This window comes from Brevibacterium samyangense (genome assembly GCF_039529845.1).
Lineage (GTDB): Bacteria > Actinomycetota > Actinomycetes > Actinomycetales > Brevibacteriaceae > Brevibacterium > Brevibacterium samyangense.
On sequence record NZ_BAAANO010000017.1, the window covers coordinates 41,524 to 56,629 of the forward strand.

The 15,106-nt window shown below is 71.4% G+C and carries 15 protein-coding genes; all 15 read right to left on the reverse strand.

The window, feature by feature from the left end:
* Window positions 1-12: 12 nt before the first annotated feature.
* The 15 genes from ABD172_RS09370 to metK all read right to left on the reverse strand — a co-directional run bounded on the left by ABD172_RS09370 (window position 13) and on the right by metK (window position 15,060).
* Window positions 13-552 carry a Trp biosynthesis-associated membrane protein gene (locus ABD172_RS09370; protein ID WP_344309030.1) on the reverse strand — a complete coding sequence of 180 codons (540 nt, stop codon included), beginning with the start codon at window positions 550-552 and terminating at the stop codon, window positions 13-15.
* Window positions 549-2,090, reverse strand: a complete 1,542-nt coding sequence (locus ABD172_RS09375) for an anthranilate synthase component I (RefSeq protein WP_344309032.1) — start codon at window positions 2,088-2,090, stop codon at window positions 549-551. The genes ABD172_RS09370 and ABD172_RS09375 overlap by 4 nt, the downstream gene beginning before the upstream one ends.
* A complete protein-coding gene (gene hisI / locus ABD172_RS09380; protein ID WP_344309033.1) occupies window positions 2,068-2,418 on the reverse strand; it encodes a phosphoribosyl-AMP cyclohydrolase in 351 nt (116 codons plus the stop codon). The genes ABD172_RS09375 and hisI overlap by 23 nt, the downstream gene beginning before the upstream one ends.
* Window positions 2,418-3,191: an imidazole glycerol phosphate synthase subunit HisF gene (hisF, locus tag ABD172_RS09385; protein WP_344309034.1), complete on the reverse strand. Its 774-nt coding sequence runs from the start codon at window positions 3,189-3,191 to the stop codon at window positions 2,418-2,420. Before hisF ends, hisI begins: the two co-directional genes overlap by 1 nt.
* Window positions 3,192-3,283: 92 nt before the next feature.
* A complete protein-coding gene (locus tag ABD172_RS09390; RefSeq protein ID WP_344309035.1) occupies window positions 3,284-4,789 on the reverse strand; it encodes a carboxyl transferase domain-containing protein in 1,506 nt (501 codons plus the stop codon).
* Window positions 4,789-5,991 (reverse strand): CaiB/BaiF CoA transferase family protein, encoded by a 1,203-nt coding sequence (locus ABD172_RS09395; protein ID WP_344309037.1) that lies wholly within the window; start codon window positions 5,989-5,991, stop codon window positions 4,789-4,791. The genes ABD172_RS09390 and ABD172_RS09395 overlap by 1 nt, the downstream gene beginning before the upstream one ends.
* Before the next feature lie 85 nt (window positions 5,992-6,076).
* Window positions 6,077-6,532: a PH domain-containing protein gene (locus ABD172_RS09400; RefSeq protein WP_344309039.1), complete on the reverse strand. Its 456-nt coding sequence runs from the start codon at window positions 6,530-6,532 to the stop codon at window positions 6,077-6,079.
* Between the two features lie 38 nt (window positions 6,533-6,570).
* Window positions 6,571-7,410 (reverse strand): ATP phosphoribosyltransferase, encoded by an 840-nt coding sequence (gene hisG / locus ABD172_RS09405; protein ID WP_344309041.1) that lies wholly within the window; start codon window positions 7,408-7,410, stop codon window positions 6,571-6,573.
* A 119-nt stretch (window positions 7,411-7,529) separates the two neighbouring features.
* Window positions 7,530-7,793 (reverse strand): phosphoribosyl-ATP diphosphatase, encoded by a 264-nt coding sequence (locus ABD172_RS09410; protein WP_344309043.1) that lies wholly within the window; start codon window positions 7,791-7,793, stop codon window positions 7,530-7,532.
* A 74-nt stretch (window positions 7,794-7,867) separates the two neighbouring features.
* Window positions 7,868-8,518: a nicotinamide mononucleotide transporter family protein gene (locus ABD172_RS09415; protein ID WP_344309045.1), complete on the reverse strand. Its 651-nt coding sequence runs from the start codon at window positions 8,516-8,518 to the stop codon at window positions 7,868-7,870.
* 45 nt (window positions 8,519-8,563) lie between these two features.
* Window positions 8,564-9,229, reverse strand: a complete 666-nt coding sequence (gene rpe / locus ABD172_RS09420) for a ribulose-phosphate 3-epimerase (RefSeq protein WP_344309047.1) — start codon at window positions 9,227-9,229, stop codon at window positions 8,564-8,566.
* 63 nt (window positions 9,230-9,292) lie between these two features.
* The gene (locus ABD172_RS09425; protein WP_344309049.1) at window positions 9,293-10,786 is read right to left on the reverse strand and encodes an RsmB/NOP family class I SAM-dependent RNA methyltransferase; all 1,494 of its coding nucleotides are present in this window, start codon (window positions 10,784-10,786) and stop codon (window positions 9,293-9,295) included.
* The gene (fmt, locus tag ABD172_RS09430; protein WP_344309051.1) at window positions 10,783-11,736 is read right to left on the reverse strand and encodes a methionyl-tRNA formyltransferase; all 954 of its coding nucleotides are present in this window, start codon (window positions 11,734-11,736) and stop codon (window positions 10,783-10,785) included. Before fmt ends, ABD172_RS09425 begins: the two co-directional genes overlap by 4 nt.
* Window positions 11,737-11,776: 40 nt before the next feature.
* Window positions 11,777-13,858: a primosomal protein N' family DNA-binding protein gene (locus ABD172_RS09435; RefSeq protein ID WP_344309053.1), complete on the reverse strand. Its 2,082-nt coding sequence runs from the start codon at window positions 13,856-13,858 to the stop codon at window positions 11,777-11,779.
* A complete protein-coding gene (metK, locus tag ABD172_RS09440) occupies window positions 13,855-15,060 on the reverse strand; it encodes a methionine adenosyltransferase (protein ID WP_344309054.1) in 1,206 nt (401 codons plus the stop codon). The genes ABD172_RS09435 and metK overlap by 4 nt, the downstream gene beginning before the upstream one ends.
* Window positions 15,061-15,106 lie beyond the last annotated feature (46 nt).

Genomic DNA, 15,106 nt, shown 5'->3' on the forward strand with positions numbered 1-15,106 from the left:
CCGCGGTGCAGCTCAGCTCGGGTCGTCGCCCCGGGACAGCGAGTCCCAGGCGCGGGTCGGATCGACGTCCTCACCCGGGTCGTCCTCCGGTCCGTTGCCCGGTCCGCCGGCGGCCGAGGTGTCGCGGTCGTAGCGCGAGACGTTCGCCTGCCAGGACCGACTCCCGAGCCCGACCCCGCTCGCGACGACGGCGCCGAGCACGCCGAGCACGATCCCGACGTACGGCCACGCGGTCGTGGCCTCGCCGGCGAGCACGTCGCCGAGGCCGACCGCCGCGTACCCGAGTGCCGCGAGCGCGGTGAGCCCGGTGATGACGAGGCGTCCGAGCTTCCCGAACATCACGAGGAGGAGCGCGGTGACGGCGACGACCGCCGCACACGCTGTGAGCACCGGACTCGTGGCGGTGTCCGAGGTGCCGACCTCCGCGGCGACCCCGGGGACCCCGGCGGCGGGGTTCGCCTCGGCGGGGATCCACGTCTGCGCGGAGACGATCCACATGAGCCCGGCGAGGGCGAGGAGGACGAGGACGGCGCGGGACCGGGTGAGGGTCATCGGGTCTCCCCCACGGACACCCGGTCGTCGGCACCCGGTGTCCGGAGCGTGTGCGCGGCGGCGGCCGCACGGAGGACCGCCGCGGCCTTGTTCTGGGTCTCGACGTACTCGGTCTCCGGCACCGAGTCCGCGACGATCCCGGCGCCCGCGGAGACGCTGATCGTGCCCGGGCGCATGATGCCCGTGCGGATCGCGATCGCGACGTCGAGGTCACCGGTGAAGGAGAGATACCCCACGACCCCGCCGTAGACCCCGCGCGCCACGGGTTCGAGCTCGTCGATGATCCGCAGGGCGCTCGGCTTCGGCGCACCCGAGAGCGTGCCGGCGGGGAAGGTCGCGGCGAGCACGTCGATCCCGTCGACGCCCGGGGCGAGTTCGCCCGTCACGCTCGAGACGATGTGCATGATGTGCGAGTACCGTTCGAGCTCCATGAACTCGGTGACGTCGACGGTGCCCGGGGTGCAGATCTTCGCGAGGTCGTTGCGGGCGAGGTCGACGAGCATGAGGTGCTCGGCGCGTTCCTTCTCGTCGGCGAGGAGTTCGTGCCCCAGCCGGACGTCGGACGCCGGGTCCTCCCCGCGCGGGCGGGACCCCGCGATCGGATGCGTGAGGACAGTGCCGTCGGTGACGGTGACGAGTGCCTCGGGCGAGGACCCGACGACGGTGAGCGGTCGACCGTCCGGGGTCGGGACGTCGAGGAGGTACATGTACGGGCTCGGGTTCGTCGCCCGGAGCATCCGGTAGACGTCGATCGGGGCGGCGTCGACCGGGGAGTCGAAACGCTGTCCGAGGACGACCTGGAAGATCTCGCCGTCGACGATGTCCCGCTGTGCGCGCTCGACGGAGGCGAGGTAGTCCTCCTTCGCGGTGCGCGGCTTCACCTCGGGTTCGAGCGGTGTGAACGTCGCGATCGTCGCGGGGGCGGGGGCGAGGAGGTCGGTGATCATCGCCTCGAGCCGGGCGACGCCCGACGCATGGGCCTCGTCGATCCCGGAGGCCTCACCGTTCATGTTGAAGACGTTCGCGACGAGTGTGAGTCGCGAGGTGTAGTGGTCGAAGATCGCGACGTCCCCGGGGATCGAGAGGCTGAGCTCGGGGACCCGGTCCTCCGGCAGCGGGCCGTGCCCGAGGCGCTCGAACCGGCGCACGATGTCCCACCCGAGGTACCCCACGAGCGAGGAGATCATGGGAGGCAGGTCCGAATCCGGTTTGTCGATCGCGAAGAGCTCGAGGACCGCACGTGCCGCCTCGAGGGGGTCACCGCTCGTCGGGGCGCCGACGGGCACCTCACCGATCCAGGCGACCTCGCCGCCGTCCTCGGTGAGAGTGGCGAGCGGGTTCCGGCCGATGAACGAGTACCGGTTCCACTTGCCCTCGGACGCGGACTCGAGGAGGAACGAACCGGGCGTGCCCTCCGCGAGCTTGCGGTAGACGCTCAGCGGCGTCTCGGAGTCGGCGAGCACCGTCGTCCACACGGGGACGAGACGGTGCTCGGCCCCGAGTGCACGGAACTCCTCACGGCTCGGTGTGCAGTCCATCGAGGTCCCTTCCGGTGAAGCAGGTCGTCGTGTTCGTGTGGCAGGCCGGACCGGTCTGGTCGACCTCCATGAGGAGGGTGTCCCCGTCGCAGTCGAGGGCGATCCGGCGCACGTGCTGGACGTTCCCCGAGGTCTCCCCCTTCACCCAGTACTCCCGGCGCGACCGCGACCAGTAGGTCGCCCTGCCGGTGGCGAGCGACCGGGAGAGGGCCTCCTCGTCCATCCACGCGAGCATGAGCACCTCGCGGGTCGTCGCCTCCTGGACGACGACGGGGACGAGTCCTGCCTCGTTCGTCCGGAGCTTCTCCGAGATCGCGGGATCGAGCATCAGCGGACCTCGAATCCCTCGGCCCGGAGTGCGTCCTTGACGTCACCGACGGTGAACTGCCCGAAGTGGAAGACGCTCGCGGCGAGCACGGCGTCCGCGCCGGCGCGCACGGCCGGTGCGAAGTGGTCGACCGCGCCGGCTCCGCCCGAGGCGATGAGTGGAACGTCGACGGCCGCCCGCGCGGCCCGGATGAGTTCGAGGTCGAACCCGGCCTTCGTCCCGTCGGCGTCGACGCTGTTGAGGAGGATCTCCCCCGCCCCGAGCTCCGCGGCCCGTGCGGTCCACTCGATCGCGTCGATCCCGGTGCCGCGGCGCCCACCGTGGGTCGTCACCTCGAAACCGGAGGGCGTTGGCCGCTCGCCGGCCGGCACGCGCCGGGCGTCGAGGGAGAGCACGAGCACCTGATTGCCGAACCGCCGGGCGATCTCGGTGATGAGGTCCGGGCGGGCGACGGCAGCGGTGTTGACGCCGACCTTGTCGGCACCGGCGCGCAGGAGGCGGTCGACGTCGTCGGCCGAACGCACTCCCCCACCGACCGTGAGCGGGATGAAGACCTGCTCGGCACAGTGCGCGACCATGTCGTAGGTCGTCGCCCGGTCCGAGCTCGAGGCGGTGATGTCGAGGAAGGTGAGCTCGTCCGCCCCCTCCGCGTCGTAGCGCCGGGCGAGCTCGACCGGATCACCGGCGTCCCGGAGCCCCTCGAAGTTCACGCCCTTGACCACGCGGCCGGCGTCGACGTCGAGGCACGGAATGACGCGTACCGCCACTGTCATGTGTTCTTCTCTCCTGCTGTTCGTGGGGCTCGGCAGCGCCGGACCCGTGAGTGTGACCGCCGGACGGGACGGATCCTGGCCGGTTCCGGGAGTCAGAGCCCGAGGCGCCGGTAACGGTCGATCCGCGAGTGCCACCGACGCGTGGCGGGCTCGCGCATGAGCTGGATGATCTCGTGTTCGAGGGTAGCGGAGACGCGCTTGACGAACTCCACCGGCTCCGCGGCCGCATCGGGACGTTCCGCGACGATCCGGTCGACGATCCCGCCGCGTTCGAGTGCCTCCGCCTGGACCCCCTGCTCCTGAGCCATCTGTGCGGCGTGCGCTGTGTCCCGGTACACGATCGCCGAGGCGCCCTCCGGCGGCAACGGCGACAACCAGCCGTTCTCCGCCGAGAGCACCCGGTCCGCCGGCACGAGGGCGAGGGCACCGCCACCGGTCCCCTCCCCGAGGATGACGGACACCGTCGGTGCCCGGAGCGTGATGAGGTCGGCGAGGGACCGGGCGATCTCCCCGGCCATGCCGCCCTCCTCCGCCTGCTTCGAGAGCGCCGCACCCGGGGTGTCGATGACGGTGACGAGCGGGATGCCGAGCTCGCCGGACAGGCGCATGCCGCGGCGTGCCTCGCGGAGCGCCGCCGGTCCCATCGGTTCGCCCGTGCGCTGCCGGTACCGGTCCTGGCCGAGGAGGATGCACGGTGCGGTGCCGAACCGGGCGATCGCCAACAACAGGCCGGCGTCCTTCTCGCCCTGTCCCGTGCCACTCAGCGGCAGGACGGCGTTCGCGCCGTGCCGGAGCAGTTCCCGCACGCCGGGTCGAGCCGGATTGCGGGAGGCCGTGATGATGTCCCATGCGACGGTGTCCCGCGGAGCCGGATCCGGACGGGTGTCGGGGTCCGGCACCGGCTGCGGCATCTCCCGGGCACCCATGAGGACGTCGAGGACCTTCGTCACCGTCTCGCTGATCCGCTCCGGGCCGATGACGGCGTCGATGACGCCCTTGCGGTGGAGGTTCTCCCCCGTCTGCACACCCTCGGGGAACGGGTGGCCGTAGAGCTGTTCGTAGACGCGCGGGCCGAGGAAGCCGATGAGGGCATCGGGTTCGGCGACGGTGACGTGCCCGAGTGATCCCCAGGAGGCGAACACACCGCCGGTCGTCGGATGGCGCAGGTACACGAGGAAGGGCAGGCCTGCCTCGCGGTGCGCCATGACGGCCGCGGTGATCTTCACCATCGAGAGGAACGCGACGGTGCCCTCCTGCATGCGGGTCCCACCGGAGGCGGGGCCGGCGAGGAGGGGCAGCCCCTCGGCGGTGGCCCGTTCGATCGCGGCGACGAGTCGTTCCGCGGCCGCGACGCCGATCGAGCCGGCGAGGAACCGGAACTCGCACGCGATGATCGCGACCCGCCGACCGCCGACCGTTCCGGCCCCGGTGACGACCGCCTCGTCGACGCCGGACTTCTCCCGGGCGCCGGCGAGTTCGGCCGCGTAGTCGTCGGAGATCCCGCCGGCCGGTTCCACCGGGGTGGTGTCCCAGGACTCGAAGGTCCCCGGGTCGACGACGAGATCGATGAGCCCGGCTGCGTCGAGACGGCGTGCCATCAGTCCTCCAGCCAGGAACGGATGACGGCCTCGTGCTCGCCGAGGAGCGGCGGCGCGGCGTGCTGGGTCACGGTCGTCTCCCGTTCCCCGGAGGCGTCGACGTCGAAGAAGCGCAACGGCGAACCCGGCAGATCGACCTCGCCGAGAACGGGGTGGTCGACGGAGACCTTGAGGCCCTGCGAGAGCGCCTGCTCCCAGTCGTAGACCTGCTGGAGGGTCCGGACGATCCCGCCGGGGATCCCTGCGGTCTCGAGCTTCTCGAGCAGCGCTTCGGGCTCGTAGGCGCTGAAGGCGTCCTCGATCGCGGCGGTGACCTGCGGGCGGTTCTCCACGCGTGCGGAGTTCGTCTCCATGCCCGGCGCGGACGGGTCGAGGTCGAAGGCGGCACAGAACCTCTGCCACAGTTTCTCGTTGCCGACCGAGATCTGCACGGCTCCCCCGCGGCACCGGAACATGCCGTAGGGCGAGAGCGAGGGATGGTGGTTGCCACCGGGCTGCGGGTCCTCGCCCGCGATCGTCGCGCGGGTCCCCTGGAACGCGTGGACGCCGACCATGCCGGCGATGAGCGAGGTGCGGACCACCTTGCCGCGGCCGGTGCGTTCGCGTTCGAGGAGCGCAGCGAGCACGCCCACGACACCGTGGATGCCGCCGAGCAGGTCCGCGATCGGCACGCCCACCTTGTTGAAGTCACCGGGGCCGGATCCGGTGAGGGACATGAGGCCGGCCTCGCCCTGGGCGATCTGGTCGTAGCCGGCACGCGCGGCCTCCGGACCGTCGTGGCCGAATCCGGTGATCGAGAGGATCACGAGGCGCGGGTTGATCTCGCTGCAGCGGGCGGTGGAGAAGCCCAGGCGGTCGAGAACACCGCCACGGAAGTTCTCGACGAGGATGTCGGCCCGGGCGATGAGCTTCTCGAGGGTCTCGCGGCCGTCGTCGCTCTTGAGGTCGAGGGCGATGGACTCCTTGTTGCGGTTGCACGAGAAGAAGTACGTGGCCTGCGGGTCGTCCTCCGGACCCACGAAGGGCGGGCCCCACGACCGGGTGTCGTCGCCGGCCGTCGGGTTCTCCACCTTGATGACACGGGCTCCGAGGTCGCCGAACATCTGACCGGCGTGGGGACCGGCGAGAGCACGGGAGAGGTCGACCACGGTGTATCCGTGGAGGGCGCCTGCGGAGCGGGGATTCTCGGGAAGTCGGGACATCTGCTGACCTTCGAACGGCGGAGGGGGACGGTGTTCGGCACTCGCACGTCCGGGGGCTGTGGCGGGACGCCTCGGCCGCAGGGCCTCATTCACCCCACGGATCGGGCTCCTCGGGCGCGGTGCCGAAGTCGTCCACGAGTCTACGCAATCGATCACAGGCCGCGAATGCGCTCTCGCCGTCGGTCGCCTGGATCGCCATGACGGGGTGCGTCGACCCGTCGGACAGGTCGAGGAAGGGCCAGGCGTCGCCGGCCGGGACGGAGAACGAGACCGTGAGGATCTGCGGCCAGGCGAACTCCCGCGTGCCGAAGAAATTGTGCACCCGGAGTCCTGCGGGTGTGGCGATCGCACGGATGCGCGCGAACCGGAGCAGGACGGCGGAGATCCCGGCCCCGATGCCGACGAGCCAGATGTTGTCCCGCCACCGCCAGTGCGACCACCCGCTCTCGGTGAGACCCCAGGCGAGGACGAGGAACGACACGAGCACGCACCCCGCGAGCGTGAGAGTGACCCGCCGCAGCATGCGCGGTCGGAAGACCACGCGGTCCGGACTCGGGGTGCGCGTCGTCGCCGACCTCCTCACATGCGGCAGGACGCGACTGCGGTCACGAGGATCGCCCGTGCCCCGGCGTCGTAGAGACGGTCCATGATGCGGTGGGAGTCCTTCGCATTCACGAGCGCACGGACCGCCTTCCACTGCGGGTCCTGCATGTCGGAGACGGTCGGGCTCTCGAAGCCCGGGGTGAGTGCGATCGCAATCTCGAGGTCCTCGACCCGGATGTCGTAGTCGATGAGCACGTAGTCGCGGGCGACCATGACGCTCTCGAGGCGGCGCAGCAGGACATCGGCCCCGGCGGGCACGCCGTCGTGGGCGATGACGACACCCTCGGACTCGAGGATCGGCTCCCCGAAGGTCTCGAGGCCCGCGAGGCGCAGGGTGGTCCCGGTCTCGACGACATCGGCGATCGCGTCCGCGACCCCGAGCTCGATCGAGACCTCGACGGCCCCGTCGAGCTTCACCGCCGTCGCGGAGATGCCGCGCCGCTCGAGATCGGCCTCGACGAGCTTCGGATAGCTCGTCGCGATCGTCTTCCCCTGGAGCTGCGACGGGTCCGTGAACACGCCGTCCGGCCCCGCGTAGTGGAACCGGGACTTCCCGAACCCGAGCGGGAGGAGCTCGACGGCCTCGGCCCCGGACTCCTGGAGGAGGTCACGGCCGGTGATGCCGATGTCGAGGATGCCGCGGCCGATGTAGATCGCGATGTCGCGCGGGCGGAGGTAGAAGAACTCGATGTCGTTCTCGATGTCGCGATGGACGAGGGTCTTCGACGAGGAGCGCAGAGAGTAGCCGGCCTCCCGGAGCATGGTGGTGGCGGCTTCGGACAGGGCGCCCTTGTTGGGGACGGCGACACGCAGCATGGTGCGACCTCGGTCTTTCGCGGATATTCGGTGGGGGTGAGGGAATGTGGTGCTCGGGTCGTGCGGTGCACAGCGCTCGACGGGCACGGAGTCCGACGGTGCGCGGCGCGCAGCTTCCGTCAGAGCCTGGCGTAGACGTCCTCGAGGGTGAGGCCCCGGGCGATCATCATGACCTGGAGGTGGTAGAGCGCCTGGGAGATCTCACCGGCGAGCTCCTCGTCGGATTCGTACTCGGCGGCCATCCACACCTCTGCGGCCTCCTCGACGACCTTCTTGCCGATCTGATGGACCCCGGCGTCGAGTTCCGCCACGGTCTTCGAACCCTCGGGGCGCAGTCGGGCCTTCTCGGAGAGTTCGTGGTAGAGGTCGTCGAAAGTCTTCACGAGCGTCAAGGGTATTACACGTGCGGACCCGCGCCCCTCCCGGGTTCACGCCCCGGACACCGAGGAGACGAGCGTCACAGGACGTCGGATGCCGGGGCCGCCGGATGCGATACCCGCTGCCGCGAGCGCTTGGCCCAGTCGACGATCCCGACGATCACCATGACGAAGAAGATGCCGTAGACGATTCCGGAGAACACGAGTCCGCCCATGATCGCGAGGGGGATGCCGACGAGGTCGACCGCGAGCCACACGAACCAGAACTCGACGATCGCCCGCCCCTGGGCGTACATCGCGACGAGGGATCCGATGAAGATGTACGCGTCCGGATAGGGGTTCCACGACCACCCGCCGAGGGCGAGGACGAAACCGAACCCGGCCGTCCCGACGGCGAGGACGGCCACGAGAAGCAGACGCTCCTTCCAGGTCGCCCACCGGATGGTGATCTCCCCGGCCTCCTCACGGGCCCTCTTCCACTGGGTCCACCCCCACACGGCGGCGGCGATGATGACGATCTGTCGCGCGGCGTTGCCGCCGAGCCCCGCGGAGACGCTCGCGGAGAACAGGAGCACCGAGCCGAGGATCTGGACCGGCCACGAGAGGACGTTGCGCCGCAGCGCGAGGAACACCGTGGCGATCGCACAGACATTGCCGACGAAGTCGGACCACGGGACGGGTTTGCCGAAGATCTCGAACACGGGGGTGTTGAGCCACTGGAGGAACTCCACAGAACGCCTTTCTCGCGGTTCTCGATGCCGACTGCGGGGCCGGGTTCAGTGCTGGTGGCCGCCGGCGAGGGACCGGAGTTCGTCGATCGCGGCCGCGGGGTTCTCCGCGCCGTAGACCGCGGACCCGGCGACGAGGACGTTCGCTCCCGCGTCGACCACCCGTTCGACGGTCTTCGCGGACACACCGCCGTCGACCTGGAGCTTGATGTCGAGTCCGGCCTCGGAGATCGCGGCGCGGGCCCGGCGGATCTTCGGCAGGCACACGTCGAGGAACGACTGGCCGCCGAAACCGGGTTCGACGGTCATGATGAGGATCTGGTCGAACTCCGGCAGGAGGTCGATGAACGGTTCGATCGGGGTGGCCGGCTTGAGCGCGATCGAGGCCTTCGCCCCGAGACGACGCAGTTCGCGGGCGAGGCGGACGGGTGCTGCTGCGGCCTCGGCGTGGAACGTCACGGACTCACAGCCCATCTCCGCGTACACGGGAGCGTGGACGTCGGCGTCCGCGATCATGAGGTGCGCGTCGATCGGCACCGGCGAGACCGCCCGAATGCGTTCGACCACGGGCGGACCGAAGGTGAGGTTCGGCACGAAGTGGTTGTCCATGACGTCCACATGGGCCATATCGGCGTTCGCGATGCGTGCGAGTTCCCCGCGGAAGTCCGCGAAGTCGCACGACAGGATGCTCGGGTTGATCTCGATTGCGCTCACGGGTGAATTCTACGCGCAGCACGGACCGGCCGGAGTCGGCGGGGCCGGAGTACGCAGCGGCGGTCAGTGCACCTTCCGCAGAAGTGCGAGGAACATCCCGTCCGTGTCGTGCCGGTCGGGCCACAACTGGACGCAGGTGCCGCCGGCGACCTCGGCCGAGGCGAATCGGGCGGCATCGGTCCCGGTGATCCCGGCGAGCACCGCGGGAGCGTCGAGCACCTCGAGCCCGCCGAGCCGGTCGACGGCCTCCCGGATCACGCCGAGGGTCTCCTCCGCGTGCGGCGAGCACGTCGTGTACGCGAGCACTCCCCCGACCGCGAGCGAGTCCCAGGCCGAGGCGAGGAGTGCCCGCTGCACCGGGGCGAGGTCCGTGACGTCGCTCGGTTTCCTGCGCCACCGGGCCTCCGGCCTGCGCCGCAGCGCCCCGAGGCCGGAGCAGGGCACGTCGACGAGCACGCGGGCGAACGCGCCCGGGTGCGCATGACCGAACTCCCGCCCGTCGGCGGCGTGGACCTCGACCGCGTCCGCGAAGACCCGCGTGGAGTCCTCGACGAGGTGCGCCCGGTGGGCCGAGGCGTCGGTCGCGACGACCTGCACCCCTCCCCCGGTCTCCCGTGCCCTCGCCGCGAGCACAGAGGTCTTGCCGCCCGGCCCGGCGCACATGTCGAACCACGGCAGGCCGCGGAGATCCGCCGCCGAGGCGGGGTCCCCAGGGGTGCCGAGCGGCGCCTCGGCGAGAGCGAGGGCGACGAGCTGGGAGCCCTCGTCCTGCACCCGGGCGGTGCCCTCCCGCACGGCGGGCACCGCGAGCGGGTTCCCGCCGTCGAGATGGACGCCGTACGGCGACAGGGGCGTCGGGGTGCCGAACTCCTGCGCGATGGAATCCCGGTCCGCGACCCCCGGCAGGGCGGTCACACACACCCGGGCCGGAGTGTTGTCCGCCGCGAGGAGCGCCTCGATGTCCTCCGGGTCGCGGCCGTGGGCGGCGAGGGCCTCCCGGAGTGCCCGGACGGTCCACGCCGGGTGCGAGGTGCGGACCTCGAGGGTGTGGGCCTCGTCCGCGTCCGCCGTGAGGAGTGCGATCCACTCCTCACGGCTGCGTTCGGAGACCCGCCGGAGCACCGCATTGGTGAAGCCGGCGGCGCGCGGTTGGACCTTCTTCACGAGGGCGACGGTCTCGGAGACCGCGGCGTGATCGGCGGTGCGCATTCCGAGGATCTGGTGGGTACCGAGCCGCATCGCCGCGAGGGCACGGATATCGATCCGCGCGACGGGTCGGCTCGCGGCGTGGGCGATGACGGCGTCGTAGAGGCCGAGTCCGCGCAGGGTGCCGTAGGTGAGTTCGGTCGCGAGGGCGGCCTCGGGCCCGGAGACCCCGGCTTTCGCGAGGGCCCCGGGGAGGAGGAGATTCGCGTAGGCGTCGTTCGCCGCGACGTCGTGGAGGACCTGCCACGCGAGCCTGCGCGGGTTCGGCCGGCCCTGGGGTCGCGCGGTACCGGGCGTCCCCGGGGTGCCGGCTTTCCGGGGACGCCGTGGGCGGCGGGAGAACTCGCTCATGCGCCGGCCCCGTCCCCGTCGGCGTCGACGGCGTCGAAGGTGACGGCCCCGTATCCCCGGAGGAACGCTTCCGCGTCCATCCAGGGTTTGCCGAAGGGCTGGATCCGCTCGACGGTCACTGCACCGTCCGCGGTGCCGATGAGGACGCACGACTCCCCGGCGACCGTCCCGGTGGCAACCGTGCCGACGCCCGGTGAGGGTGCACCCGGTGCGGTGCGGATCCCGGCGAGTTTCGTGCGGGCGCCGCCGAGGAGGGCCCAGGCGCCGGGTGCCGGTGAGACGCCGCGGGCGTGGGCGGACACCACGGCAGCGGGGCGGGCGAAGTCGAGTCGTGCCTCCGCAGTCGTGATCTTCTCCGCGTGCGTGCCCTCCGCCGGCTGCGCCGTGTACGCGGCGGTACCGGCGGCGACGGCGTCGAGAGCCGCGACGAGTTCCGCGGCACCGTCCCGTGCAAAGCGCTCGAGTGCCTCTCCCGCGTCGATCTCGGGGAGTGCGAAGGGCGTGCTGCGGACGATGTCGCCGGTGTCCATCCCGGTGTCGAGGCGGAACACCGTGACCCCGGATTCCTCCTGCCCGGCCATGATCGCCCGTTGGAGCGGTGCGGCTCCCCGCCAGTGCGGCAGGAGCGAGAAGTGCAGGTTGAACCAGCCGTGACGGGCCGCGGCGAGGGCCCGGGGACCGGCGAGTGCGCCGTAGGCGACGACCGCCACGGCGTCGGGCTCGAGGGACTCGATCTCCGTGAGGACGTCCCCGCGGAGGCGGTCGGCCTCGAGGACCGGGAGGCCGACCTCGAGTGCGCGTGCCTTCACCGGACTCGGGGTGAGGACCCGCTTGCGGCCGACGGGTGCATCGGGACGGGTGAGAACGGCGAGGACCTCGTGGTCGGAGGCGAGCAGGGCATCGAGTGAGGGAACGGCCACGGCAGGGGTTCCGGCGAAGAGGAGGCGCACGGCGTTCAAGTCTACTCGCCGGGGATCCGGAGTGCCGGGGTCAGAGGGCGTCGGGGTCGTCGATGCGCACGTGCACGCGACCGGCCTGTCGCATCGACCGGGAGACGACCTCGGCGGCGAACCGGCGGGTGACGGACGGGCCCTCGGCGATCGTGAACGAGAGGACGAGCGAATAGGGGTCGTCGGTCTCGAGGAGCGGGGTGAGGGCCCCGGCCTCCGAGACGGCCGCGAGGACCTCGTCGACGTCCGAGCGCTCACCCGTGAGGACGGCGGTGCGGGTGGCCGGCGGCAGGCCGAGGAGCGTGCGGTCGTGCACCTGCTCCCGGGCCCACGGGATCGGTTCGAACCGGCTCACGACCTTCTGCACCGCGGGATCCTCGTCGAGGAGGAGAACACGCCCGCCGGCCGCGGACGACCGCACGAGGCTCGCGGCGCGCAACCTCCGCGAGATCGCGGCGTCGGTCGCCCGCAGGTGCGGGCCCGGCCACAGGGTGTCGAGGAGGAGACCGACCGCATAACCGCCCGCGGCGTACGGTTCCGCGCCCGTGGTCGCGACGACGATCGACGGTTCGGGCGGCACCGTCTGCAGTACGTGGTGCCCTCCCGACCGGCGGACCGGGACGCCCGGGAACGCCCGTCCGAGTTCCTCGTGGATCTTCTCGAGCCCGTCGACGACCGAGCGCACGGCCGAGTGCCCGCATTCCGCGCACCGGAAGTCGGGACTGCGATGTCCGCACGACCGGCAGGCGAAGGGACCGAGGAGCGAGGCCGCGGTGAACCTGTCGCCGCACGCGGGGCACCGCGCGATCTCCCGGCACCGTGCGCACGCGATGACGGGGAGGTATCCCGCCCGGGGCACCTGGACGAGGACGGGACCGACGGCGGGCGTCCGCCGCGTCCGGCCGAGGGCGGCGCGGACGAGTTCGAAGGCCCGCCCGGGGATCCGTCCCCGGAGGTCCGGTGCGTCCTCGTCCGGCACGAGGACGACGGGGGCCGAGGCGCGCCGCTGGTCGCGGGGCACCGTGATCTCCCCCGCCCACCCGAGGTCGACGAGCCGCTGCACGTCGACGCTCCGTCCGTGATCGAGGAGGAGGACGGCGCTGCGCTGTTGCTGGGCCCGGGTGAGGAGCACCTGGCGGGCGTGCGGATACGGACTGCGGCGCTCGAGGTAGGAGTCGTTGTCGTCGTCGAAGCAGATGAGGAGGCCGGGGTCGACGAGCGGGGCGAAGGCGGCGGCGCGCGTCCCGATGACGAGCCGGGCCCGGCCGGTGAGGACCCGGACCCAGTCCGTCCACCGGGCCGCCGGTTCCTGGTCCGCGGTGAGCACGGCGGTGTGTTCCCGCAGGCCCTCGACCGCGTCGAGGTGCGCGAGGACGAGTTCGAGCTCGCGGTAGTCGGGCACGAGCCACAGCACCGAGAGATCCTGGGCGAGAGCGGTCGTCGCGGCGCGGAGACCGAGGTGCACCCACCCGGTGCCCGGCCGGGAGCCGGGAACGACGGCCATCGCCGCCCGCGGGCCGTGCGCGGTCGGCGGTGTCCCGGGCTCGACGTCGCCACCCCAGCTCCCGAGGGCGTGGAGCCAGTCGTGGAAGTCCGGTGGCTCGTCCGGTGAGGCGGTGAGGGCGAGACCGCCGAACACCTCGGCGGCGGTGACGGAGGCCTCGGGAAGGCGCAGAGCCGTGGTCTCCGCCTTCGCGTGCCGCGGGGGCACCGCGAGCCGAAGAACATCCGGGAGGGTGCCGGCGTATCGGGCCGCGACCTCCTCGCAGAGCGTCCGGAGGGAGGGCGTGAGGACCTCGAGGGTGGAGACGACCCGTTCGATCGGCGCGAGTTCCCCGACGTGGTCGGTGCGGTCCTTCCGGGCGAGGACGAATCCGGAGATGAGGCGCCCGGCGAACCGCACCCGCACCCGAACGCCCGGGCGGGTCTTCGCGTCGAGGGTCTCGGGCACCGCGTAGTCGAAGGCCCGCGCGAGGTGCGGAAGTTCGGTCTCGACGAGGACCGCGGCAATCGGATCCTCCGATGCGGGCGTCACTCCCCCACGGACCCGGAGGGTGCCGTCGTCCGGGACCTCCGGCTCCTCGGGACCGAGGTCCCCGAGCAGGCTGGGGTGGTCGATCACCCGATCGCGGCGAGCAGCGCCTCGGCGCGGTCGGTGCGCTCCCACGTGAAGGCGTCGCCGGTCCGGCCGAAGTGGCCGTAGGCGGCGGTCTGCCCGTACCGGGGACGCAGCAGGTCGAGGTCGCGGATGATCATCGCGGGCCGGAGGTCGAAGACCTCGCGGATGGCAGCGGTGATGCGCTCGCGCGGGGCCTTCTCGGTGCCGAAGGTGTCGACGTAGAGACCCACCGGGCTGCTCTTTCCGATCGCATAGGCCACCTGGACCTCGGCCCGGTCGGCGAGGCCGGCGGCGACGACGTTCTTCGCGACCCAGCGCATCGCATAGGCGGCGGAGCGGTCGACCTTCGAGGGGTCCTTGCCGGAGAAGGCGCCGCCGCCGTGCCGGGCGAATCCGCCGTAGGTGTCGACGATGATCTTGCGGCCGGTGAGCCCGGCGTCCCCCATGGGGCCGCCCGTGACGAACTGTCCGGCCGGGTTCATGTAGAACTTCGTGTCCGAGAGGTCGAGGCCGGTCGACTCGAGGATCGGCAGGGCCACCTCGGACCGGAGGGCCTCGCGGAGGTCGTCGAGCCCGATCTCGCGCTCGTGCTGGCTGGAGACGACGACGGCCTCGACGGTACGGGGGACGTCGTTCTCGTCGTAGCCGATCGTCACCTGGGTCTTGCCGTCGGGGCGGAGGAACGGCAGTTCACCGGACTTGCGGACCTCGCTGAGACGTTCGGCCATCCGGTGCGCGAGGTGGATGGGCAGCGGCATGAGTTCCGCGGTCGAGTTGTCCGCGTAGCCGAACATGAGGCCCTGGTCGCCCGCGCCGAGTTCGTGGCCGGCGTGGTCGTCGCCCTGGGTGCCCTCACGGCGTTCGAGCGAGTTCGTCACTCCCGCGTGGATGTCGTTCGACTGCGAGCCGATCGAGACGGACACACCGCAGGAATTGCCGTCGAAGCCCTTGTCGGAGGAGTCGTAGCCGATCTCCGTGATGGTCTTCCGGACGAGCTGCGCGACGTCCGAGTAACCCTCGGTCCGCACCTCACCGGCGACATGGACGAGACCGGTCGTCACCATGGTCTCCACCGCCACCTTGGCGTCCGCCTGCTGACCGAGGATGTCGTCGAGGATCGCGTCCGAGATCTGGTCGCAGATCTTGTCGGGGTGTCCCTCGGTGACGGATTCCGAGGTGAAGAGGCGCAGATTCGTTGAAGTCACCGGCTCATCCTATCGACGCGCACGGACACACCGGCCCGTCACCGCA